The sequence below is a fragment of the Actinopolymorpha sp. B17G11 genome (assembly GCF_040196095.1).
Taxonomy (GTDB): domain Bacteria; phylum Actinomycetota; class Actinomycetes; order Propionibacteriales; family Actinopolymorphaceae; genus Thermasporomyces.
Genome location: NZ_JBEFTW010000011.1, coordinates 51,868 through 73,818, shown reverse-complemented (window position 1 = coordinate 73,818; position 21,951 = coordinate 51,868). Strand labels below are relative to the sequence as shown.

The window sequence follows — 21,951 nt, the reverse complement described above, 5'->3', positions numbered from 1 at the left end:
GGCCATTCCATTGCCCCGGCCGAGGCTACCCAATCCGGTGCAACGCACCGTGCGGCGCCCAGCGAACACGCGACGCCGTCAGCCCTGCTCGACCTTCTTCTTCAACTCTTTCAACGCGGTGTCGATGATGACCTTCTCCGCCTTGCGCTTGATCAGACCGATCATCGGGAACGTGACGTCGACCGCGAGCTGGTAGGTGACCTCGGTGTTGCCGCGCCCCTTGTCCCGCAGGGTGTAGGAACCGTCGAGCGATTTCACGACCTTCGCCTCGACGAGCGACCAGCGCACCTCGCGGTCGCCGTCCCACGCGTAGGAGAGGGTGTAGTCGTCCTTGATCGCTCCGGCGTTGAGCACGAAGTGAACCTGGTCGGCGCGGCCATCGGGATGGACCGCACGGACCTCGACCTCCTTCACCGCCGCGGCCCAACTCGGGTAGGCCTCGAAGTCAGCGATGACCGACATGATCTTTGCTGGCTCCGCGACGATCGTGACGCTCGAACTCGTCTGATCTGGCACTGCGCCCTGCCCCTCTACTACCTACCGGTGTGCTGTTGGACGGCGCTTTCCTGCTGGGTTCACCAACTTACCGGAGATCGCGCGGTCAGCGGTCCCACACCGGCTCAGGGACCTCGCACACCTGTCCTTCGGCGGAGAAGGTCACAAACCGGTCGAACGAACGGACGAACCAACGGTCATGCGTCACCGCCACCACCGTGCCGTCGAACTCGTCCAGCGCGGCCTCCAGCGCCTCCGCCGACGCGACGTCGAGGTTGTCGGTGGGTTCGTCGAGAACCAGCATCGTGGCCGGATCCCGCCGCGTACCGGCATCGCCGGTCTCGAGCAGCAGGATCTGAAATCTCGCCTGCTGGCCACCGGAGAGAGTTTCGAAACGTTGGTCCCGTGCGCCGGTGAGTTCGTACCGGTGCAGCATCGGCGCCGCCTGGTCGACCTGGAGCGCGCAGTCCTCCCAGAGGATGTCGAGCAACCTTCGCCCGGCGAGGTCGGGTCGCTCGTGCGTCTGTGAGAAGTGCCCGGGCACCACGCGGGCGCCGAGCTTCCACTCTCCTTCGTACGCCACCGTGTCGAGCGTCGGCCAGCCGGCGAGCAGCCGGAGAAAGTGCGACTTGCCGGTCCCGTTCGCGCCGAGCACGGCCAGCCGCTCGCCGTAGAACACCTCCAGGTCGAACGGCTCGGTCAATCCGCGCAGGGCGAGCCCACGACAGGTCACGGCCCGTACGCCGGTACGCCCACCGGCCAGCCGCATCCGGATCTGCTGCTTCCGCGGCGGCTCCGGTGGTGGCCCGGCCGCCTCGAACCGCTCCAGGCGGTTCACCGCCACCCGCGTCTTGTTCGACTTCGCGAGGCGGAGCATGTCGACCAGCGCCTGGAGCTTCGCGCGCTCCTCGTCCCACCGGCGACGGAGTTCCTCGAACCGCGCGTGCCGGTCGAGGCGGGCCTCGTGGTAGGAAGCGAAGCCGCCGCCATGCACCCACGCCGTGTTGCCGTTCGTACCGCCTTCCAACGTCACGATCCGGCCGGCGGTCGCCGCCAGCAGCTCACGGTCGTGGGAGACGTAGAGGATGGTCTTCGGTGACTCGACGATCCGCTGCTCCAGCCAGCGCTTGCCGGGGACGTCGAGGTAGTTGTCGGGCTCGTCGAGGACCAGCACCTGTTCCGGCCCACGCAGCAGGGCCTGCAGGACGAGCTTCTTCTGTTCGCCTCCGGACAGGGTGGTGACGTCGCGATTTCGCAACCGTTCGTACGGCAGTCCGATGGCCTCGGTGCAGCAGGTGTCCCAGACGACCTCGGCGTCGTAGCCGCCAGCGTCGGACCACTCCGCGAGGGCCGTGGCGTAGGCGAGCTGGGTGCGCTCGTCGTCGCGGTCCATCATCGCCAGCTCGGCAGCGTCGAGGGCCGCCGCGGCGGCGCGCACCCGGTCTTGAGCGACCGAGAGCAGCAGGTCGCTGACGGTCGCGGCACCCTTGCCGGTGCCGATGAACTGCGGCATCACACCCAGGCCGCCGCTGCGCGTCACCGTGCCCGACGCCGGTTCGAGCTCTCCGGCGATGATGCGGAGCAGCGTCGTCTTGCCGCAGCCGTTGGCGCCGATCAGCGCGACCTTGGCACCGTCGCCGACGCGGAGGTCGACGTCGGTCAGAAGCGCCCTGCCGTCCGGGAGCTGGTAGCGGATGTCGGCGAGCTCGATGTGCCCCACGCGAGCCCAGTCTGGTGAGACGGCGTGCTCTCGTGCCAGCCAATTACCCGCTGGCGCGCGGAGCGCTCAGCCGTGATGCGCCGCGTAATGGGCCGCGAGCAGGTCCTCGCCCCAGTCTCGGCGCAGGTCCCGCCAGACCGAATGGATGTGGTTGGCGTCGTTCTGGGTGTTGTCGTACTCCACCAGGAACGTCGGGCCGACGACCGCGTAGTAGTGGCCCTCACCGCGCTGCTCCGACCCCGCCCAGCTGAACGTCACCTGCTCGAGCCCGGTGTCGACCGCCTCCAGCCAGGCGGTCTCCCCCAGCTCGGGAGGCACCCGGTCGAAGTAGTGGCGGACGAGCTTGGTGAGGTGCTCCTGTTGGTCGGCATCCATGTCGGAGTACGCAAGTCCGCGGGTGATCACGCTCGGGTCCGCCACCGGATCACGCCGAGTGAGGATGTCGTCCGGCGCCAACTGGTCGACGATCGCGACCGTACGGCGCTCCGCGTCCATAGCACCCAGGACCGCACGGCCGAGGTCCTCCGCGTCGGCGAGGGTACGAAGACCGGCGTGCGGCCCGCTCGGGACCACGGCGGGGTTGGCGCCGAAGAACTGCGGAGTGGCGGCTACGGCGTCACCCACCACCGTGAGGTGCGCGGCCAGATGGTGGCCGTTGACCCGCCACGCCCAGGGTCGCGTGCCGGTCGGATCGCCGAGGACGCGGACCCAGTACGCCACGGGGTTGCGCTGCAGCCACATCGCGTTGTCGACCTCGCGTTCGATGTCACGCAGGATCGACTCGAGGGCCATGATCGCCTGCGCTTCACCGAGCCCGCGCGCGCTGAAACCGGTCTCCAGCAGCGCCAGGGCGAGTTCGCGCTGGCGCTCGGTCATGTCGGCGAGCGCGAGTCCAGGGCGCGGTCCGGGCAGATAGGTCCACGCGCGGTGGTCATCGGTGTCGAACGCCGCCGTCGCCTGCGACCGCTGCTCGGGGTCGAGCGAGGTGAGGAACGCCGATGCCGCCGAGGCCATCCGGTTCGCCGCGCCTCGTTGCTGTGATCCGGGCATGCGCCGCCTCCTGCTGATTCGTGCCGTACTCACGACCTGGCCAGCGTATCCGCGCGCGTTCGCGTGCCTCGCCAGTCGCCGCTGGCGGCTGTCCTCCATCGGCCCTCGGACTCGCCGGCGGAGCGCCAGATACCTGCGCCGGCCGATGCCTTCGGGGTCAGGCCACGGTTCATGATCAAGAGGCAGGAAACCGGGGAAAGCGGTCCCGCAGTTGCCAGTTTGCCGCCTCTTGATCATGAAGGACGGTCCGCCGGGTCCAGCTCCCGCGGTGTGGACGGGTTGCCACGACTGGCCGACTCCTGGCCGGGTAGGTGTGGACGCATGGCTCGTACGCCGAAGCGGACCGCCGCGGAGTTCGTGCCCGCCGACGCCGACCTCGAGGAGCTGAAACGGGCGGCCAGGTCCTGCCAAGGTTGCGACCTCTACAGGGAAGCGACCCAGACCGTCTTCGGCGACGGTGATCCGGACGCCCGCGTGGTGCTGGTGGGTGAGATTCCCGGCGACCAGGAAGACCGGCAGGGACAGCCGTTCGTCGGCCCGGCGGGCCGGGTGCTCGACCGGGCGCTGGAGGATGCCGGCATCGACCGGGACCGTACGTATGTCACGAACGCCGTCAAGCACTTCAAGTTCACCCGAGCGGAGCGCGGTAAGCGCCGGCTGCACAAGACGCCGACACGGACCGAGATCGTCGCGTGCCGGCCGTGGCTCGTCGCGGAGCTCCAGGTGGTCGATCCCGAACTGCTGATCTGTCTGGGAGCGACTGCGTCCAAGGCGGTACTGGGAACGGACTTCAAGGTCACCGTCGACCGCGGCAAGCTCCTGCCCTGGCCGGACCTCTCCGAGCCTGCCGGTCCGTCGGCCGCCCGCGCCGGACGCGCCGGCCGCGGGAGAGGCCCGGAGCCGCGGGTGCTCGCGACGATCCATCCGTCCGCGGCGCTGCGGGCCGAGGACCGCGAGGAGGTCTACGCCGGGCTCGTCGCCGATCTCCGCGTCGCAGCGAGCGCCCTCGGATCGTAGGTCCCGGCACGGGCGCGCGAGGCTCCCGCAATCGCACTTGACGCGCGATCCGGCCGCGGGCAGGCTGACCGAACCAGAACCAGGCCGTCCACATGGACGCACGTACACGCATGCAGGGAGAGGGGGTGCGCCGCGTTGAACCTGCCGAGGATGATCGTGCCCACGCCGCCGCCCCGAGCCTCTCGCTGAGCCTGCTCAGCACCCTCTGACCACACCAAGCTGAGGCGGGCGGCGGCTACTCCAGCTTCGCGGAGGTCCGCTTGTCCCCCCGTGTCCGTGCCGCGTTCCTCGACGCGCTCGACGTTCGTCCCGATCCCTTCCAACTCCAGGCCATGGCCGCGCTCGACGACGGGCGTTCGGTGCTCGTCATGGCACCCACCGGCGCGGGTAAGACGTTCGTCGCCGACTATGCGGTGGCCCGCACTCTGGCCGCCGGCACCAGGGCCGTCTACACCACGCCGCTGAAGGCCCTCAGCAACCAGAAGCACCGCGATCTCGCCGCCCGCCTCGGCCCGGACCGGGTTGGCCTCATCACCGGTGACCGGGTCGTCAACCCGGACGCCCCTGCGCTGGTCGTCACGACCGAGGTGTTGCGGGCGATGCTCTACGACCACGCCACTGCGTTGTCGACGTTGGGCGCGGTGATCCTCGACGAGTTCCACTACCTGCAGGACATCGAGCGTGGCGCGGCCTGGGAAGAGATCGTGATCCACACGCCCTCCCACGTCCCGCTGGTGTGCCTGTCGGCGACGATTCCCGACGTCGAGGCAGTGCACGCGTGGCTGGCGCAGGTGCACGGCCCGACCGAACTGGTCGTCGCGGCGCATCGGCCGGTCACGCTCAACCACCTCTACGCCGTGGGCAACCTCCGCCGCGCGGCACCGCTCCTGCTGCCGATGTACGTCGACGGGCGGGTGAACACGACGGCGGAGCTCCTCGACGGCGCCCGCAGGGACACCCGCGGCGAAGGGCTCCGCGTCCGGGACCGGGACCGGCCGGTGCCGCCGGAGCGCGGAGACCTGATCGCGCATCTGCAGGCGAACGACCTGGTGCCGGCCATCTGGTTCGTTCTCTCCCGCGGCGGTTGTGACGAGGCGGTCTCGGGATGCGTCGACGAGGGCGTGCGGCTCACCAGCGAGTCCGAGCGGGTACGGATCCGTTCCCTGGTCGGCGAGGCCCTGGTGCCGCTGTCGGCTGGCGAGCTCCGGGCGATCGGCGCCGGAGGGTGGCAACAGGCGCTCGAGGCGGGCGTCGCCGCCCACCATGGCGGGCTGGCGCCGGTCCAGCGGGAGGTCGTGGAGGCCGCTTTCGCGCAGGGGCTGGTGAAGGTCGCGTTCGCGACCGAGACGCTCGCGTTGGGGGTCAACCTGCCGGCGAGGACCGTCGTGATCGACCGGGTCGTCCGGGCAAGTGGCGAGTTGCTCGCCGCGGGCGAGTTCTCGCAGCTCGCCGGGCGGGCGGGGCGGCGGGGTATCGACGAGACGGGTCACGTCGTGGTGCCGTGGTCGCCGCACGTGCCGTTCCATCGCGTCGCGGCCCTGGCCGGCGGGCATCTCGCGTCGATCCGCTCGGCGTTCCGGGTGACGCCCGCCATGGCCGCCAATCTCGTGCGTACCGGCTCGCCTGCCGAGGCGGTGGCCGCAGTCGAGTCCTCGCTGCGACACCACCGCGCGCTCGACCACGCGGAGGTGCTGCGGTCCGACCTCACGGAGCGCCGCGCCGAACTCGCCGAACTCGACGAACTCGCCGCGCTCGAGCCCTCCGACGAGTCCGAGGTCGACGCCGGTGAGGACTCCGTGACGTCCACGGCAGCGGATCGGCGTGAGGTTCTCGACGCGGACCTGGCCGCCGTCGAGCCGGGCGACGTCGTGGTCGACGGCGGCCGTCCGGCGCACGGCCCGGCAGTCGTCCTCGCGGTGGGGACGAAGCGAGGAACGACCTGCGTGGAGGCCATCAGGGCGAACGGTCGGCGGGTTCAGCTCACCCCGTCCACCCTGCGCGGACGACCAACCGTCGTCGCGCGGGTCGAGCTGCCCGCATGGGAACCGACCCGGCGCGGCCACGCCAAGCGCGCCGCCGATGCCCTCGCGCGACTCGACCTACCCTCCGAGGAGTGGGAGCCCGCTCCAGCAGCGACCGGGAAGAGGGCCGCGGCCGCGGACGCGGTGGGGCGGCGCGGTCGCCCGACCCGCCGAACGTCGGGAGCGCGGCGCCGTCGGCTGGTCGAGTCGGTCGGCCAGCTCGAGACCCTCCTGACGGAGAACGCCACAGGTGTACGCAGCGAGCTGGACCGCATGGTGCGCCTCCTCGAACGCCGTGGCCACCTTGCCAACTGGACATTGACAGCATCAGGACAGGCCGTACGGCGGCTGTTCCACCCGTCCGGCTTGCTCCTCGCCGAGTGCCTCGCCGCCGGGATCATGGCGGGGCTCGATCCGCCGTCGCTCGCGTCGGCGACCTCATGGTTCACGGTGCGAAGCCGCCTCGGCGCCCCGCCCTCGACCGGGCTCGCCACGCCCGAACTCGCCCACCGGTGGGCGGCCGTCCGTGACGTGACCCGATCGGTCCAGGCCGACGAGGTGGCCTGCGGGCTCCCGCCGACGCCGCATCCCGAACCGGCACTCGGGGTACCACTTCACCGATGGGCCGGGGGCGCCGCACTCGACGTCGCACTCGCCGGCAGCGGTGTCCTGGTCGGCGATGTCGTCCGCGAGGTACGCCAGGTGGCCGAACTGCTCGATCAGGTGCAGACCGTGCCCGGAGAACACCAGAACGCCGCACAGGAGGCGGCTTCCGCCCTCCGCCGGGGCGCGATCATCGCGGCCGACGGCTACTCTGAGGGCCGCGTTGTGAGGGGCCCGGCGGCATAGAGACCGACGAACCTCCCACAAGCTGGGGTGGGAGGCACACATGGCCGATGTGACGGCGATCGTCGAAGAGCTGCGTCAGGAGATTCCCGACCTGCTCGTCGAGCACCAGATCCCGGGTCTGGCGATCGGGATCTGCGACGCGTCAAAGCGGTTGTGGTCGGCGGGGTTCGGGACGACGAGGGCCGGCGGTGACCAGCCCGTCAGTACGTCCACGATGTTCAGCGTCCAGTCCACGTCGAAGATGTACACCGCAACGGCGGTCATGCTCGCCGTCCAGGACAGGTTGGTCGACCTCGACGAGCCGATCACGACCTACCTGCCGGAGTTCACCGTCCGGAGTCGCTTCGAGACCGCACCCGAACGCCGGATGACCCTGCGGCACCTGCTCAGTCACACCGCCGGCTTCACCCACGAAGCGCCGGTCGGGTCGAACTTCCTTGCCGGCAAGGCGTCCTTCCCCGCCCACTGCCGCAGCATCAGCGACACCTGGCTCCGTTTTCCGGTTGGTCACCACTACGAATACTCCAACCTGGGCATCGATCTGGCCGGCTACATTCTCCAGCGACGAAGCGGGCTTGCGTTCCACGAGTTCGTACGCCGGAACCTGCTCGTGCCACTCGGACTGCTGCGTACGACCTTCGACCACCGGGTGATCGCCCGCGAGACCGACCGGGCGATCGGCCACTCGGCACGAGTCCGGCGCCTCCCGCTGCGGGTCCCGATGGTCCCGGCCGCAGGGCTGTACGCAAGCGTCGACGACGCCCTGCGCTACGTCCGGTTCCACCTTCGCACCGGCGAGCAGCTCCTCGACCCGGATCTGCTGGGCGAGATGTACCGGATCCCGTTCCCGGCACCGGGCCAGCGACGCGGGTACGGGCTCGGCGTCGACTTCGGCACCTGGGATCCCGGGGTCCTCGCCTACAACCACGGAGGTAGCGGATTCGGCTTCCAGTGCATCCTGGCGTGGGTACCGAGCGCCGGCCTCGGGATTGTCGTCCTCACCAACTCACTCGACCAGCGGCTGCCGCTGACGCTCGGCGAACGGGTGATTCGCTCCCTCGTCGACGTTCCGGCGGCGGCCCCGGAGCCGGTGCCACCGGCCGTGGCAGTGACGCCTGACGACCTGGCCCGTTTCGCCGGTGAATACGTCGGGCGAGAAACCATGACGCTCGTCCACGACGGTACGCAGGTGTGGCAGGACGTGGGTGGTGAGAAGAAGCCCCTGCGCGTGGTGGGAAGGGACAGGTGCGTCCAGGAGGACAGCCCCCGTCAGCGTTTCCGGCTCCTCGACGACGGCGAATACGGTTACCTGCAATGCATCGACGACGGCACCACGTACTACCGGAACGACCCGGTGAGCCGTCGACCTCCTGCCGGGCCGGGCCCGGATCCGCAATGGCACGGCGAGTACGCCCTCACGATGAACGGAGTCTCGGTCGCCACCGTCGTACTCCGCGGTGCGGATGGCGCCTCGTTCCTGACGATCGGCGACCTGAGCCGCCGCCTCGACTACCACGCGCCGGGCATCTACCACCTGTGCGACGGCGAGGTGCTTGACCTCACCCGCACTCCCCCGACCCTCGCCAACATCCCACTCCGCCGCACGCACCCGCGCCAGTCGTGATGGTCAGTACTCACCCACCGGCGTCAGTCGTGACGAGCGAACTCAACCGTCGACGCCAGTCGTGACGAGCGAACTCAACCGCCGGCGACGGAGGGGACGATGTGGACCTCCGAGCCGTCACGCAGTGGCGTCGCCAGTCCGTCACGTCGCCGAGACTCCTCGCCGTCGACGTAGACGTTGACATAGCGCCGGAGCCCGCCCTGCTCGTCGCGCACCCGGCGTTCGAGCCGAGGATGTCGGTTGGCGAGTGCGGCGAGCAGGTCGCCCAGCGTCGCCGGCTGGTCGACGTCGAGGTCTATCCTGCTCGCGCCGTCGCAGTCGCCGCGCAGCATGCTCGGGACCAGGACCGTCACCCGCTTCTGCGTACTCACTCCCACCTCATTCACGACGCAACCCTGCCCCAGCATGGCAACCAGGCCCTACGCCACCAGGGCCGCGCGGACGCAGAGGACGTCTGGCAGGTGGGAGGCGACCAGCTGCCAGTGTTCGCCCTCGTCGGCGCTGGCATAGACCTCGCCGTTGCGGGACCCGACGTAGACGCCGGCCGGATCCGCGTCGTCGCAGGCCATCGCGTCCCGTAGGACGCTCGCGTAGAAGGCCTCCGCCGGCAGGCCGGCCGAGAGCGGGGTCCAGGACGCACCAGCGTCCTCGCTGCGGAAGACCCGGAAGCGCTCCTGGGTCGGGAACCGTCGCCCGTCCGCGGTCAGGGGGAAGTTGTAGATCACGCCGGACCGCTGCGGGTGGGCCACCATCGGGAAGCCGAAGTCGCTCGGCAGTCCCTCGGCGATCGAGGACCAGGTGGCTCCACCGTCGTCGGAACGGTAGACGCCGTGATGGTTCTGCGCGAACAGCTGCTCAGGCTGGCGCGCGTTCCGCGCGACCTTGTGCACACACTGGCCGTAGTCGGGGTATTCGTTGTCGGGCAGGAAGTAAGCCCGGATTCCGGTGTTGCTCGCGGTCCAGCTCTTGCCACCGTCGTCGGTGCGGTAGACCCCGCCGGCCGACATCGCGATCAGCAGCTGGTCATGGTCGGTGGGGTGCGGCAGGACCGTGTGGATGGCCTTGCCACCGCCACCAGGCTCCCAGGTGGGCCGGTGCGGGTGGTCCCACAGCCCGCGCACCAGTTCGAAGGTGCGCCCACCGTCAGAGGAGCGGAACAGCGCCGACGGCTCCACGCCGGCATAGATGATGTCCGGTTGGTCGGCCGGGCCGGGCGCGAGCTGCCAGACGCGTTCGAGCGCTTCCCCGGTGTCGGTGGGGAACGCGATCGGTGCCTCCTCCGGCTCGTCCCACGTCGCGCCCAGATCGTCACTCCTGGCGACCGTCGGGCCGAAGTGCGGGTTCGTGACGCCCGCCAGGACCCGCGGCCGCTCACGCCGGGTGTCGAGGCCGACCGCGTAGACCGCCGTCATCGAGAAGTGCGGACCGGTCATGTCCCAGCGACGCCGGTCCTCGCTGCGGGCGAGAAACAGGCCCTTGCCGGTGCCGATCGCGAGAAGAACCGTCATGGGTTCACGCTCCCATCCCGCACATCGGTGTGCGGACACGTCCGACGGCCGCGGATCGCGATCGAGCCCACGCCCGACCAGGGACGGCCGGCGCCTCCCGGCGCATCGCTCAGTATGGACGCTCGTACCGACAACGCGCCGGTGACCGGTGGATTCTGTCCCTCAGATCACCCGTACTGGCGCCGCCCCGGCACCCATCGGAGTCGGTCGGCTACGGCGCCGCGGCACCGCCCCTGGCCAGCGCGTCGTCGACGAACCGCTCGATCCGGACCAGGGCCTGCTCCCTCGTGATCTCGGCGCCGGCCTGGTTGACCGTCTCTCCGGCGTACGGCAGCCAGGACATCGTCCCGGCCCCGGCCAGCGCGTCCCACAGGGGCAGGTGTTCGAGCGGCCGACCGCGGGCCTCGGCGTAGTCCGCCGCGAAGAGGTCCGGCAGGTCGCCGCCGATCAGCGCCAGCTCGACGCGGCAGTTGGCGACGTCGGACTCCGCCGGTTCGATCCGGGCCCCGCTCCAATCGACGACACCCACGACGGCATCGCCGTCGAACAGCACGTTGCCGGGATGGAAGTCGCCGTGGCAGAGCACCTCTGGCTGGGCCGGTCCGAGGAGTCGCAGGCGGTCGACCACCCGAGCGACACCGTCGCTCCGCTCGCCACGCCAGCTCTCCGGCAGGCCGGCCAGGTCGAACGAACGCCACGACGGCGGGCGGCGTACGGCGGGCGGCAGCGGCGGCGACAGATCGGTCCGGTGGATGGCGACGAGCGCCCGGGCGAGTGCGGCAACCCACGCTTTCGGATCCACCGGGTCGTAGCACATCGCGCCCCGGAGTGCCGTCATCACCAGCGCGGGCGTACCGAACCAGCGGCCGGCGAGGTCCACCCCCACCGGCGCGGGTGTCGCCACGCCGCACCGCTGGGCGAAACCCAACCGTTCCCACTCGAGCGCGGCCGTGTCGTCGTCGGCAAGGTAGCGCTTCAGGACGAGGTCGCGGCACAGTCCCTGCCTGTCGCTCACCCGCAGCAGGTGGGTCGCGGTGGCGATCCCGCCGTCGAGCCGGGCGACGTCCACCAGGTCGAACGGCCCGGTGTCGTCGTCCGCCTGCTCCGCGAGCAGGTGCGCGATTCCGGACCGCGACGGTTCGGTGGCGCGGTGCGCCACGAGGCGTGCCACCCGGTCGGCCAGTCTGGTACCCGGGTCCCGGTCGGCCTCCATCTCGTCCTTGACCGCGAAAAGGGCCGCTTTCAGCGCCAGGGCATGCGCACGGCGCAGCCGATCCAGCCGCCGCGCGGACAACCTCGACGGCGGATCACCGCGCAGGAAGACGTGCACCAGGGTCCCGTCGCGCCAGGGCTCCAGCCACAGTTCGGCCGTACCGACGACCGCACCCGCGGCATACCACCGCATTCCTTCGGCGTCGCGGTCGTGGTAGCTCGTCAGCGCGATGTCGGGCCAGCACGAACGCCAGAACGCCGGATCCTTCAGCCGGGCCGCGATCGCTCCCGGCGACGCCACGACGTACGAGTCGTCGGCGATGTCGACGAGCGGCACGCGCACCTCCGTCGCTCTCGGCGCCCGTCCGATCAGACGGGCTCAGCCCGCCGCAGGGTAGCCCAGCAGCGTGCGCAGCTTCGCCACCGACACGTCCCACGTCCAGTTCTCGCGTGCCCATTCGCGGCCGCGTTCGCCCATCGCCCGCGCCTTCCGGGGGTCGCCGAGCAGTCCCGCCACCTTGGCGGCGACCGCGACCGGGTTGTACGGATCGACGACGTACCCCGTCTCTCCGTGCACCACAGCGTCGGGCGCTCCGCCCGAATCCCCCACGATCACCGGCAGGCCGCTCGCCTGCGCCTCGAGGAAGACGATGCCGAGCGCCTCGGGCTCCAGCCCGCCGAGCCGGGTGCGACACGGCATCGCGAAGACGTTCCCCGCGTCGAAGTACGGCGGGATGTCCGTCCACGGCACCGCGCCCGTGAAGACGACGTGCGTGCGTACTCCGGTTTCGTCGGCGAGGCGTTCGAGCGCGGCACGATGCGGACCGTCCCCGACCACCAGGAGCACGGCGCCGGGCACGTCCCGCAGCACGTGCAGCCATGCGCGGATCAGGGTGTCCTGGCCCTTGCGTTCGGTGAGCCGGGCGACACACACCACCACCGGCTGGTCGGCGGAGAGGCCGAGTCGTTTGCGGACGACCTCGCCACCGGTGCCAGGAGCGAACGTCTCGGTGTCGACACCGGGAGTCAGCCGCACCATCCGCCGCGCGTCCTCCGGCGCCAGGGCGCTCGCGATGGCACCACGCGTGTAGTCCCCGAGATAGGTGAGCGCGTCGGTCGTACGCCCGATCCGCCGCAGTGCCTGCCGGGCTCCAGGCACGCGGGCCCACCAGGTCTCGTGGCCATGGGTGAGCCCGACGATGCGGTGCGCACCGGCCGCACGCAGACCGCCTGCGAGCAGACCCAGCGGTGCCGCCGCTCCGAAGAGCACCCGGTCACAACCCTCGGCGCGCAACACCTCGCGGGTACGCCTCGCTACGGCGGTCGTCGGGAGCAACCTGCGCCCCGGGTCGCGGACCACCGGGAACGGCAGACCCGCGTCGTAGGCGCGGTCTCCCGGCATCGCGGCGGTGTAGACGACCACCTCGGTGGGCGGCATCCGGTGGCACAGCGCGAGGACGAACGCCTCGATGCCGCCCTGCCGGGTCGGGAAGTCGTTGGTCACGACGAGAGTGCGCGCCACGTCCACCGACCCTATCCGGACAGATCACCCGCCAGGCAATCCCTCACCGGCGACCAGGGCGGGAACCGGCGGCGCACCCTGCCTGGCCGCCCACCAGCGCACGAGCGCGATCCGTTCCGGCGGCGTCGGATGGGTGGCGAAGAGGCCGGTGACGAGCGGACTCGGCTGCAGCTCACTGCGGTTGGTGACCGCGAGCCAACGCTGGGTCTCGGCGTATCCGGCCGGGTCCCGGGTGAGGTCGAGGGCATGGAGGTCCGCTGCCGTCTCGATCCGCCGTGACACGAGGTTCTGTACCGGTGCGGCGACCAGCGTCCCCGCCGCCACGAACGCCAGCACCAGTGCCACCACGCGCGGGTCCGTCACCGAAGACACCCCCACACGCCGCCCGATCCGGCGACTGTCCAGAGCCAACGCGAGAGTGATGACCGCGGATCCGACAGCGAGTGCCCCGACGAGCGTCCCACGCAGGACATCGTGCCGCTTGGCGTGGCCGAGTTCGTGGGCGACGATCCGGCGGACGTGTGCCGGCGGCGCCCCCACGAGCAGCGTGTCGTAGATGACGAGACGCCAGGTACTCCCGAACCCGGAGACGTACGCATTGAGCCGCGTCGTACGCCTTGACGCATCGGCGACGAACACCTCGCTCACCCGCACGCCGTCGCGCTCGGCGAGCTGGAGCAGCGAGGTGCGCAGCGGCCCGTCCGCCATCGGCGTGAAGCGGTTGTAGAGCGGTTCGACGACCGTCGGATAGACGTACGAACCCAGCACAACCGCCGCTGTCGCCACCGCCGCGGCGGGTGCCCACCACCAGCGGGGAAACCAGCGGGCCAGCCCCACGAGAGCGACGAGCAGAACCGCCGTGACCGTACTCGTCACCACGAACCCGACGAGCAGGTCAGCACCCCACGCCCACCAGCTCTGCGTCGACACGCCCGACCGACGCCGTGCCACCTCCAGCCAGACCTCGAACGGCACCACCGCCAGTCGGATCACCAGGGTCACGACCAGGGCACCCAGGACGACCCGCGCGCACCACCCGCGCACCCGCGGGAAGGCGCGCGCACTCAGGCGTGCACCGAGTGAGGTGAAGCCCAGCACCATCGCCGTGACCATGCCGGCCGCGGTGATGAGGTAGCCCGGCAACCGCACGGACCGCGAGAGCCAGCTGCCGATCGCCACCTCGCCCGAGGTGAAGTCCTCCGCCACCACCTCGTGCGGCGAGGACGAGGCCGCGACCACGTCTCCGGACGGCTGCCACGGCGTCGCCAGGGCGATGGCCACCGCGAGACATCCCCACAGCACCACCGCCACGATCAGGGCAGGCCGTCGTGCGATCCCCCCACTGCGCATGCTTCCCCCGTGTCACCGGATCCTCAGACCCGTCCCCCGAACTCGCCGTTCCCCCTGACCCGCCGTTCCCCCTGCCTCCACGTCGTCCCGCGACGGTCTGGCCCGCTCGCCGTTCAGCCGCCGACACTCGTGACCTGGACGTGCTCTCGCCAGCCAGCCACGAACCGCTCCTCCGTGGTGTTCAGGACGCTTCGATAGACGCGTTCCTCGTCCGCCTTCGTCGTGATGCCGTCCATCGCCTGGTAGAAGTCCACCAGCTTCTCCTCGCCCCACTGCTGGGCGATGTAGCTGCACGCCGTCCACGCGGCCTCGTACGCCTGGTCGAGCTCGTCCGCCCGCGGGTCGAAGTCGGACGTGCTCGGCAGATCGTCGGGTGCATCGGACTCGCGCACCTCGGACAGGAACTCCTGCGCGATGACCGCCGTGGACAGTCCGGCCTCGTTGAAGCCCACGTAGTCGGCGAAGCCTTCGGACAACCAGACCGGCATGTGGCTGACCGTCGCCTGTGCCGCGACATGGGTGGTCTCGTGCGTGAGGACGACGAGCCTGCCGAGGGAGCCGATCTTGTCGAACGTGGCGGGGTTGATGACGATGTGCGACGCCTCCGTCGGCGAGGTGCGACCGACGGACGTGGTGACGGCGGCGACCGCGCCCTGGCTCTCCGCGTCGACGCCCACGACGCGTTCCATCTGGACCTGGGTGGAGGGTGCGATCACGACGACGTACTGTGCCCAGTCCTCGCCCCACACCCTCGTCACTCGCGGTACGGCCTCGTCAGCGGTGCGTGCGTAGCGCTCGAGGCGGGTCCTGGACTCGACGCCGATGAGCAGGCTGTGCTCGCCACGGACGACCGTCACCTTGTCGGTCAACCACAGCGGCGTGGGACCCGACGACGACTCGCCCTCGCGGTCACCCGCGACGTAGGTCCGCCCCTGCCGTTCGACGAACACCATGCGAAGCGTCGACGTCCACGGCTCGCGGTCGGCACCGGTGAGGGTGAACGTCGTGTCGACCTCCGAGACCCACGCCCTCGTCCCGAGCGCCCGCCGGCGTTCGGGGGTGAGTGCACCGGGATCCTCCGCGGGACTGCCGAACCGGAAGTTCTTCGCACCCATGCGGACGAGATTGTCGAAGGTACGTGCCGCGACCTTCGCGTAGTCGGGCGAGCGGGGGTCGATCGTGGCGAGATAGGCGGACCTGTCCCTGCTGCGCAAGGCGGCGGACTGCCGGCGGAGCAGGTCCCTGGCGACGTCGTACCTCGCGGCCGCGAGGTTGCCGGCCCGACTGGAAACGGTGGGTACACCGGAGTCGGTGGCCTCCGCGCGGGGTGTCGCCTCGATCGAACGAACGGTCGCTGCCGACGGGATCGCGACGCCGGTGAGGAGAAACCTGCCCGTGACAAAAACAGCCAGCACGAGCAGACCGCCGCAAACCAAAGCGACGAAGTACTGGACGAAGGCCCGTCCAGGGGTCGAGGCCACCCTGCGTGCGTGCCGCGAAGGATCATCAGCCACCCTCGCATCGTACGGAATTGGGCCCCACCCCTTCCGTGGGAATGGGCAGGCACAAGGCCGTGTCGACGGAGTTCGACGTGGTGCGGACCGTCACTAACCTGGCCGGACCGCGCCGGCGTACGGCATTTCGTCCATGTCGCTGTACTTCACGCCATCACTGGGGTTCGACGCGTGCAGAATCATGCCGTCGCCGGCATAGATCGCCACATGGTGCATGTCGCTGTAGTAGATGACGAGATCGCCCGGCTGCAACTCCGAACGGGAAATCTTGGCCGAGACGGCGTATTGCTCCCGGGACGAGTGGGGGAGGGAGACACCGGCCTGTTCCCACGCGACCATCGTCAGCCCGGAGCAGTCCCAGGTGTCGGGGCCGTCGCCACCGAAGACGTAGGTTTCCCCGACCTGCTGACGGGCGTAGGCGAGGGCGGTGGCGCCGCGGGTGCCACCGGGTGGCGGAGGGGGAATCCGGTCGCCACCTCGGGAGGACCGGTCGGCGAGTCGTTCGCGCTCCTCCGCGGCCGCGAGGCGTTCGCGCTCCTCGGCGGTGAGCCGGTCGAGGAGGGACTGTGCCTTGGCTGCCTTGCTGGAGGCGATCTTGCGGCGGGAGTTGGCTGCTTCCTTGGCTTCGCGGAAGCGGGTGAGCTCGGCCTGCCGGGCCGCCTGCCGCTCGGCGAGTCGCTTCTGCTCGGATTGGAGCTGGCGGAGCCGATCGCCCTGCTGGCCGGCGAAGGCCTTCGCGGTGCTCATCTGGGCGAGGAACTCGTCGGGGTCGTCAGCCACGAGAAGTTGCACGGTGGTGTCGAGACCACCCGTGCGGTATTCGGCGGCGGCGAACTGGCCGATGTCGCCGCGAAGTCCGTTGAGTCGCTTCTGCTGGCGGGAGACATCGGCGTTGAGCGCGCGGACCCGACGGTCGATGACCTTCATCTGGTCGCCGAGCGCGTTGGCCTCCTCGGTGACCTTCTCCGCTTCTTCGTACAGCTGTGCGACCTGCTCACGGACCTCGCTGATGCTGGGCGCAGGCTCGGCGTAGCTGGAGCCGGGAACCGTCGCGATGACGGCCGCGGTGGCGGTGCCGAGAGCGAGCAGCGCACGCCCTGAGGGACGCTTGCGGCGATTCGACACGAGAAGCGATGCCCCTTCCTTCCTCAGACGCCTACCGGGTGAGCTGACGGGTTCGGGCCGGGAAGTCGCCCTACGAAGGTCTCAGCTGCTTGGTGTGCGGCCGAGCACTCCGATTCACCCCGGGTACATGGTGGGTCCCCGGTTCCCTGTCAGATACATGCCCAACAGGGACTAAGCGAAGCATCTGCGCCGACCGGGCTGGTCAGCTCAAAGCGGACAGACACTTGGCGCGCGACTTTAGTGATCGGTCCGTGATCTTTCAAATCGCGGCGGCGTGTCGCTGTCAGGATGAGAAAAGACGCGCGGAAGCACGCTGCGTAAGGGCAATCACATTGAGTAACAAGATCAGCATAATGTTGTCACTCACTCACCGTCAGGCGCGACGACGGTCCCGATCACCGGTGACGGCCATGGTGGCGCTCCGCGGCAGTGGTGGCACCAAGCCGGAATCGGCCAGCACCCGCAACGCCGTCCGGTCAGCTTCGTCGAGGTCGACGTCTGCCAGGCCCACGTCGAGACCGGCCAGGCCGGCAACCGACAGCGCACCGTCAGGCAGGCCGGTACCCGTGCGAGGTCGCTCGGTCTCGGTCGGCGGGCCGCCGAGGAGCACGGTGACCACACAGTCGTGGCAGCCTCGACCTCGCATCGTGCAACGGTCACAGTCGATGTCCATCGGTCCTCCGTCATGCCTGGTGAGCGGCCACGCTGACATGGCACGCACGCGATGACACCGACGCTAGACACGCCCGCCGACAGTCCTGCCGGCTCACCGCCGGCTCACCGCTGGAGCAGACGAACCAACGCGTCGGCGCGCACCGGTCGGGCTCCGCTCCGCCGCACGCCGTCCGCGATCTCGCGGTCACTCGACACCACGACGACGGGACGTCCTTCCGGCTCGGCGGCGGCGAGCTGACGGATGACGTCATCGGCAGTGACCCCGGCCGGGCTGAACCTCACCCGCACACCGCGCGGCACCGCCAGCTGAGGTGGGGTGTCGAGCGTCGCCCCGTCGAAGACGCACGTGACCTCGGCACCCGTCTGGGCGACGATGCCGCCGAGCGCCGTGAGAAGCCTCGTCCGCTGGGTCTGGAGCGGCAGCGCCGGCCAGGCCGTCTTGGTCACGTTGTAGCCGTCGACGATGACGTGCACCTGAGGCAGTGCCAGCAGCGACTCGAGTGGTACGACGTCCTCCGGTCCCGCGAGCTGCCCGCCAGCCGCCGGTGTCGCGGCCGCCACCGCGTCGGCGGGTCGGGAACGCAGTGGTGGGAGGGCGAGCTCACGGCGAAGCCCCTGCGCCGCGTCGACCAGGGTGTCGAGGAGCAGCCGGAGCCGAGCATCGGCCAGGTCGCGATCCTCTCTGCTGGTACGCCGCGCCGACTCGACTGCCGACTCCGCCTCCGCCAGCCGGGACCGGAGCCGCCGGGCCTCCGCATCCATCCGCGCCACGTCCGCGGTCGCCCGTTCACGCGCCTCCGCGGCGAGTTCGGCGCTGCGCGTCGCCTCCGCCTCGGCCTCCTTCACCCGGTCACGGGTGTGCCGGAGCGTACGACGCAGAGTCGTGTTCTCCTCCTTCAGCGCCGCCAGCTCGGCCCGCAGGCGCTCCCGGTCCTGGCGGGCACTCGCCTGTGTCGCGGCGAGCTGGTCGCGCAGTCGGGCGGCAAGACCGGCCTCCCGCTCCCCGGCCTGGGTCGCGCTCTCCTGTTCGAGATGGTCGATGACCTCCTCGACGATCGCCGCCCAGCCGGCCGGGCGCAGCAGGTAGGCCGCGGCGGCCGCCTCCAGCGGATCGACGGCGCCGGGCCGGCGTCCCTCGCGCAACGCAGACGCCAGGTCCGGGACAGCCTCGGTGATGCGGGCGGCGACACGTTCGCGGAACGCCGGATCGGCATCGACTGCGGCCGCGATCGGTGTCGCCGCCAGGCGGACCCGGCGTTCGGGCTTGAAGCGGGCGAACGGTCGTAGCGAGGCAGGTACGGCAGCGGCGGGGAGCACACCGAGCGCGTCGGAGGCGAGAAGGACGACGCGCTGGCGCACCTGTTCCGGCAAGGGCCGGGACAGGTCACCTTCGCCCGACCCTGCCGGCTCGGCTGGTCCCGTACTCACGGCTGCGAGCGTAATTGGCGTTCCACAGAGCACCGACCAGCGCACTGCGGTTTCGGCCTCCTCCACCAGGGCGAGATCGGCCAGGCAGAATGCCCGGGGTGGGATCAGGGGAGCAGAACCCCGTGCGCCTACCGCACGGCTACACGAACTTCACCCGTGTCGAGGGCATGGTCGTGGTGAAGACGTACGCAGGTCCTGACGCCGACCTGCGCCGAGACCGGGAACGCACGGCGCTGACAAGGCTCGCGGGTCTGCTGCCCGTACCACCCCTGATCGACGGCGACGCGACTTCCGTCCGAGTGGGCCACCTCCCGGGCGTCCATGGGCAGGAGCTGCTGGCTCCAGACGTCGACAGCGCCACGGCGACGGCTGTCCTCGCCGCCTGCGGCGACACGCTCCGCCGCCTCCACGAGGTCGTCCCGGGACCTCTGGTCCACGGCGACTACGGTCCCAACAACCTGCTGTTCGACCCGGAGACGTTTGTGGTGACGGCGATCCTGGACTGGGAGTTCTCCCACGCCGGCGACCCGATCGAGGACCTCGCCTGGTGCGAGTGGATCGTGCGTACGCATCAGCCCGACCGGGTACCCCTGCTCGACGCGTTCTTCTCGGCGTACGGCGGCGACGTGCCTGGCTGGGCCACCCGACAGGCGGCCATGATCGCCCGCTGTCGCGAACTGCTCGACTTCTGCCATCGCTGGGATCCCGATGGCGCGGGCGTCACGCTCTGGAAGCACCGTCTCGCGGAAACGTCGACATGGCCCATGTGACGACGCAGCGGTCCGCGCCGCGTGGTTAACTTCGGCTGCGTGACGACCAAGAACCGCGCGAGCGTGCTCTACCAGGTGCGCTATGCCGTACAAAACCCGACAAAGGTGCCGGGGTACGCCCGCCGGCTGGCCCGTGACCTGATCCTGCGGCTGCGTAGCCGCGACCACGTGACCTACTACCGCGGGGTGATGCGGTCCGACGCCACCCGCAGCGCCGAGGCCGCGGTCGGCAGCAAGTCACACGCCCGCTGGCTCGCACTCGGAAAGATGCAGTTCGACTACCTCGTGGAGCACGGGTTCAAGCCCGACCACCGGATGCTCGAGATCGGCTGCGGCAACCTGCGGGCAGGCCGGCTCTTCATCGACTACCTCGACGCGGGCAACTACTACGGCATCGACATCTCCCCCGACATCCTCGTCGCCGCGCAGGAGACGTTGGTGAGCTACGGCCTGCGGGACAAGCTTCCCCATCTGACGCCGGTGCGGGACCTGCGTTTCGCCTTCCTGCCGGATGCGTACTTCGACGTCGTCCACGCCCACAGCGTGTTCTCGCACTCCCCGCTCCACGTCATCGAGGAGTGCTTCGCGCACGTCGGCCGGGTCCTTGCACCGAACGGCTTCTTCGACTTCACCTTCGACCGGACCGAGGGTGAGGAACACCACGTCCTCCGCGAGGACTTCTACTACCGCACCGAGACGCTCGTGACGCTTGCCGAACGCCACGGCCTGAAGGCGCGCTTCATGGCCGACTGGGAGAAACGCCGGCACGGACAGTCGAAGATCCGCATCACCCACGCCTGACGTCGGAGTCCGGCGACGGCGGCCACATCCCGTCGGATGAGGACCGGCGCCGCCAGTGACCGCGCCGGCCGATGTCCCGGCGGGGATGCCGGAGTGCGACGACCGTGCCACGCGTGACGGCCTCTTTGAACGCGGCGGACACCCGCCCGGTGAGAACCGCACCGGTCGGACTGTCGTCCGGCCCCGTGAACTGCGTCACCCCGTCACGCCGGCCGAGGCTGATGTTCTGCCACACGTAGCGGATCCGGATCGGTTTAGGCGCGCTCCCCTCGAGCGTGGCCGCAATCGAACCGGCGACGTACCTCCCCATCGGCAGGCTGGTCTGGCACGACATGCGGCTCTCCGAACCGTCTGGCGTGGGAGCCGCCGCCACGTCGCCGATGCCGTACACGTCCGGATGCGACAGCGACCGCAGGGTGTTGTCGACGAGCATCCGGCCGCGCCCGTCGACTGCGAGCCCTGCGGCGCGGGCAAGGGTGGGCACGCGGAACCCGGCGGCCCAGACGCACGCGGCGGCGCCGCGGAACGCCCCGTCACCGAGCCGCAGCCCGCCGGCGTCGACCTCGGTGACGCGCGCACCCTCGTGGACACCGATCCCCATCCGGACGAACGCCCGGCGGAGGTGACGCCGGGCACGTTCGGAGAGCCAGCCACCCACCCGCTCCCCCGTCACCAGCTCGACCCGGAGTCGCGGGTGCGCCTCGGCGAGTTCGGTGGCCGCCTCGATGCCGGTGAGCCCGCCGCCGACGACTGCGACGACTCCTCCTGACGGGACCGCCCGCACACAGGCGTGCAGGCGCTCGGCCTGGCCCGCCTCGGCGAGGGTGTACGCATGCACGCGGACGCCCGGCACGCTGTCGACGTCCGCCCCACTGCCCCACGCGCAGACGAGCGTGTCATAGGCGAGGGAGCCCGGTGCCGCGTCCACGCGGACCCGCCGACGTTCGACGTCGACCGCGCTCACCCGTGCGACGACCAGATCGACGCCGGTGCCGGAGAGCAGGCCCGGCAGCGGCAGGTCCGGCAGTTGCTGGCCCGTGGCGACCTGGTGCAGGCGTACCCGCTCGACGAACCGGTCGGTCGCGTTGACGAGCGTCACCTTGACGTCGTCCCCCGTACCGGTGCCGCGGACCAGGCGGGCGAGGCCCGTGGCGGCGGCGAGACCCGCGTAGCCGGCGCCCAGGACCACTATGTGATGCGTCATGCGTCTCCTCGAGGTGGGCGCCTCTTGAACCGGCGAGCCGGCCAGTCCGTGACAGCGGGAGGGCGT

General features: G+C 70.4%; 18 protein-coding genes and 1 riboswitch. Of the genes, 5 read left to right on the top strand and 13 right to left on the bottom strand.

The genetic code is table 11. The features are described from left to right. Positions 1–78: 78 nt before the first annotated feature. The 3 genes from ABN028_RS13995 to ABN028_RS13985 form a co-directional block, all read right to left on the bottom strand. Positions 79–516, bottom strand: a complete 438-nt coding sequence (locus ABN028_RS13995) for an SRPBCC family protein (protein WP_349327885.1) — start codon at positions 514–516, stop codon at positions 79–81. An 85-nt stretch (positions 517–601) separates the two neighbouring features. Further along, positions 602–2,215 carry an ATP-binding cassette domain-containing protein gene (locus ABN028_RS13990; protein WP_349327884.1) on the bottom strand — a complete coding sequence of 538 codons (1,614 nt, stop codon included), beginning with the start codon at positions 2,213–2,215 and terminating at the stop codon, positions 602–604. A gap of 66 nt (positions 2,216–2,281) precedes the next feature. After that, the gene (locus ABN028_RS13985) at positions 2,282–3,265 is read right to left on the bottom strand and encodes a DUF3500 domain-containing protein (protein WP_349327883.1); all 984 of its coding nucleotides are present in this window, start codon (positions 3,263–3,265) and stop codon (positions 2,282–2,284) included. Between the two features lie 321 nt (positions 3,266–3,586). Between ABN028_RS13985 and ABN028_RS13980 the strand changes: the two genes are divergently transcribed. The 3 genes from ABN028_RS13980 (at position 3,587) to ABN028_RS13970 (ending at position 8,776) form a co-directional block, all read left to right on the top strand. Next, positions 3,587–4,282, top strand: coding sequence for a UdgX family uracil-DNA binding protein (locus tag ABN028_RS13980; protein WP_349696887.1), 696 nt, complete (start codon positions 3,587–3,589; stop codon positions 4,280–4,282). A gap of 260 nt (positions 4,283–4,542) precedes the next feature. Further along, positions 4,543–7,152 carry a DEAD/DEAH box helicase gene (locus ABN028_RS13975; protein WP_349696886.1) on the top strand — a complete coding sequence of 870 codons (2,610 nt, stop codon included), beginning with the start codon at positions 4,543–4,545 and terminating at the stop codon, positions 7,150–7,152. Between the two features lie 40 nt (positions 7,153–7,192). Then, positions 7,193–8,776: a serine hydrolase domain-containing protein gene (locus ABN028_RS13970; protein WP_349696885.1), complete on the top strand. Its 1,584-nt coding sequence runs from the start codon at positions 7,193–7,195 to the stop codon at positions 8,774–8,776. A gap of 74 nt (positions 8,777–8,850) precedes the next feature. Here the strand turns inward: ABN028_RS13970 and ABN028_RS13965 are convergent, their stop codons facing one another. The 9 genes from ABN028_RS13965 to ABN028_RS13925 form a co-directional block, all read right to left on the bottom strand. Further along, entirely contained in the window at positions 8,851–9,162 is a 312-nt protein-coding gene (locus tag ABN028_RS13965; RefSeq protein WP_349696884.1) for a ubiquitin-like small modifier protein 1, read from the bottom strand. Between the two features lie 33 nt (positions 9,163–9,195). Then, positions 9,196–10,284 (bottom strand): WD40/YVTN/BNR-like repeat-containing protein, encoded by a 1,089-nt coding sequence (locus ABN028_RS13960; protein WP_349696883.1) that lies wholly within the window; start codon positions 10,282–10,284, stop codon positions 9,196–9,198. A gap of 211 nt (positions 10,285–10,495) precedes the next feature. Beyond that, positions 10,496–11,833 carry a phosphotransferase family protein gene (locus tag ABN028_RS13955; protein WP_349327877.1) on the bottom strand — a complete coding sequence of 446 codons (1,338 nt, stop codon included), beginning with the start codon at positions 11,831–11,833 and terminating at the stop codon, positions 10,496–10,498. A gap of 42 nt (positions 11,834–11,875) precedes the next feature. Then, positions 11,876–13,018: a glycosyltransferase family 4 protein gene (locus ABN028_RS13950; RefSeq protein WP_349696882.1), complete on the bottom strand. Its 1,143-nt coding sequence runs from the start codon at positions 13,016–13,018 to the stop codon at positions 11,876–11,878. Between the two features lie 24 nt (positions 13,019–13,042). Beyond that, complete coding sequence (locus ABN028_RS13945; protein WP_349696881.1) at positions 13,043–14,368, bottom strand: M48 family metallopeptidase; 1,326 nt, start codon at positions 14,366–14,368, stop codon at positions 13,043–13,045. Positions 14,369–14,481: 113 nt separating this feature from the next. Then, positions 14,482–15,882, bottom strand: a complete 1,401-nt coding sequence (locus tag ABN028_RS13940; RefSeq protein WP_349327874.1) for a gluzincin family metallopeptidase — start codon at positions 15,880–15,882, stop codon at positions 14,482–14,484. A gap of 93 nt (positions 15,883–15,975) precedes the next feature. Then, on the bottom strand, positions 15,976–17,007 hold the full coding sequence (locus tag ABN028_RS13935; RefSeq protein WP_349327873.1) for a C40 family peptidase: 1,032 nt from the start codon (positions 17,005–17,007) through the stop codon (positions 15,976–15,978). A gap of 13 nt (positions 17,008–17,020) precedes the next feature. Further along, positions 17,021–17,195: riboswitch (cyclic di-AMP (ydaO/yuaA leader) on the bottom strand. 185 nt (positions 17,196–17,380) lie between these two features. Then, on the bottom strand, positions 17,381–17,653 hold the full coding sequence (locus ABN028_RS13930; protein WP_349327872.1) for a hypothetical protein: 273 nt from the start codon (positions 17,651–17,653) through the stop codon (positions 17,381–17,383). Between the two features lie 131 nt (positions 17,654–17,784). Beyond that, entirely contained in the window at positions 17,785–19,110 is a 1,326-nt protein-coding gene (locus ABN028_RS13925; RefSeq protein WP_349327871.1) for an NYN domain-containing protein, read from the bottom strand. Positions 19,111–19,208: 98 nt separating this feature from the next. On the opposite strand from ABN028_RS13925, the gene ABN028_RS13920 reads away from it, so the two are divergent. After that, on the top strand, positions 19,209–19,880 hold the full coding sequence (locus ABN028_RS13920) for a phosphotransferase family protein (RefSeq protein ID WP_349327870.1): 672 nt from the start codon (positions 19,209–19,211) through the stop codon (positions 19,878–19,880). Positions 19,881–19,919: 39 nt separating this feature from the next. Next, positions 19,920–20,681, top strand: coding sequence for a class I SAM-dependent methyltransferase (locus ABN028_RS13915; protein WP_349327869.1), 762 nt, complete (start codon positions 19,920–19,922; stop codon positions 20,679–20,681). Here the strand turns inward: ABN028_RS13915 and ABN028_RS13910 are convergent. Further along, a complete protein-coding gene (locus ABN028_RS13910; RefSeq protein WP_349696880.1) occupies positions 20,668–21,885 on the bottom strand; it encodes an NAD(P)/FAD-dependent oxidoreductase in 1,218 nt (405 codons plus the stop codon). The genes ABN028_RS13915 and ABN028_RS13910 overlap by 14 nt on opposite strands. Positions 21,886–21,951: the final 66 nt, after the last annotated feature.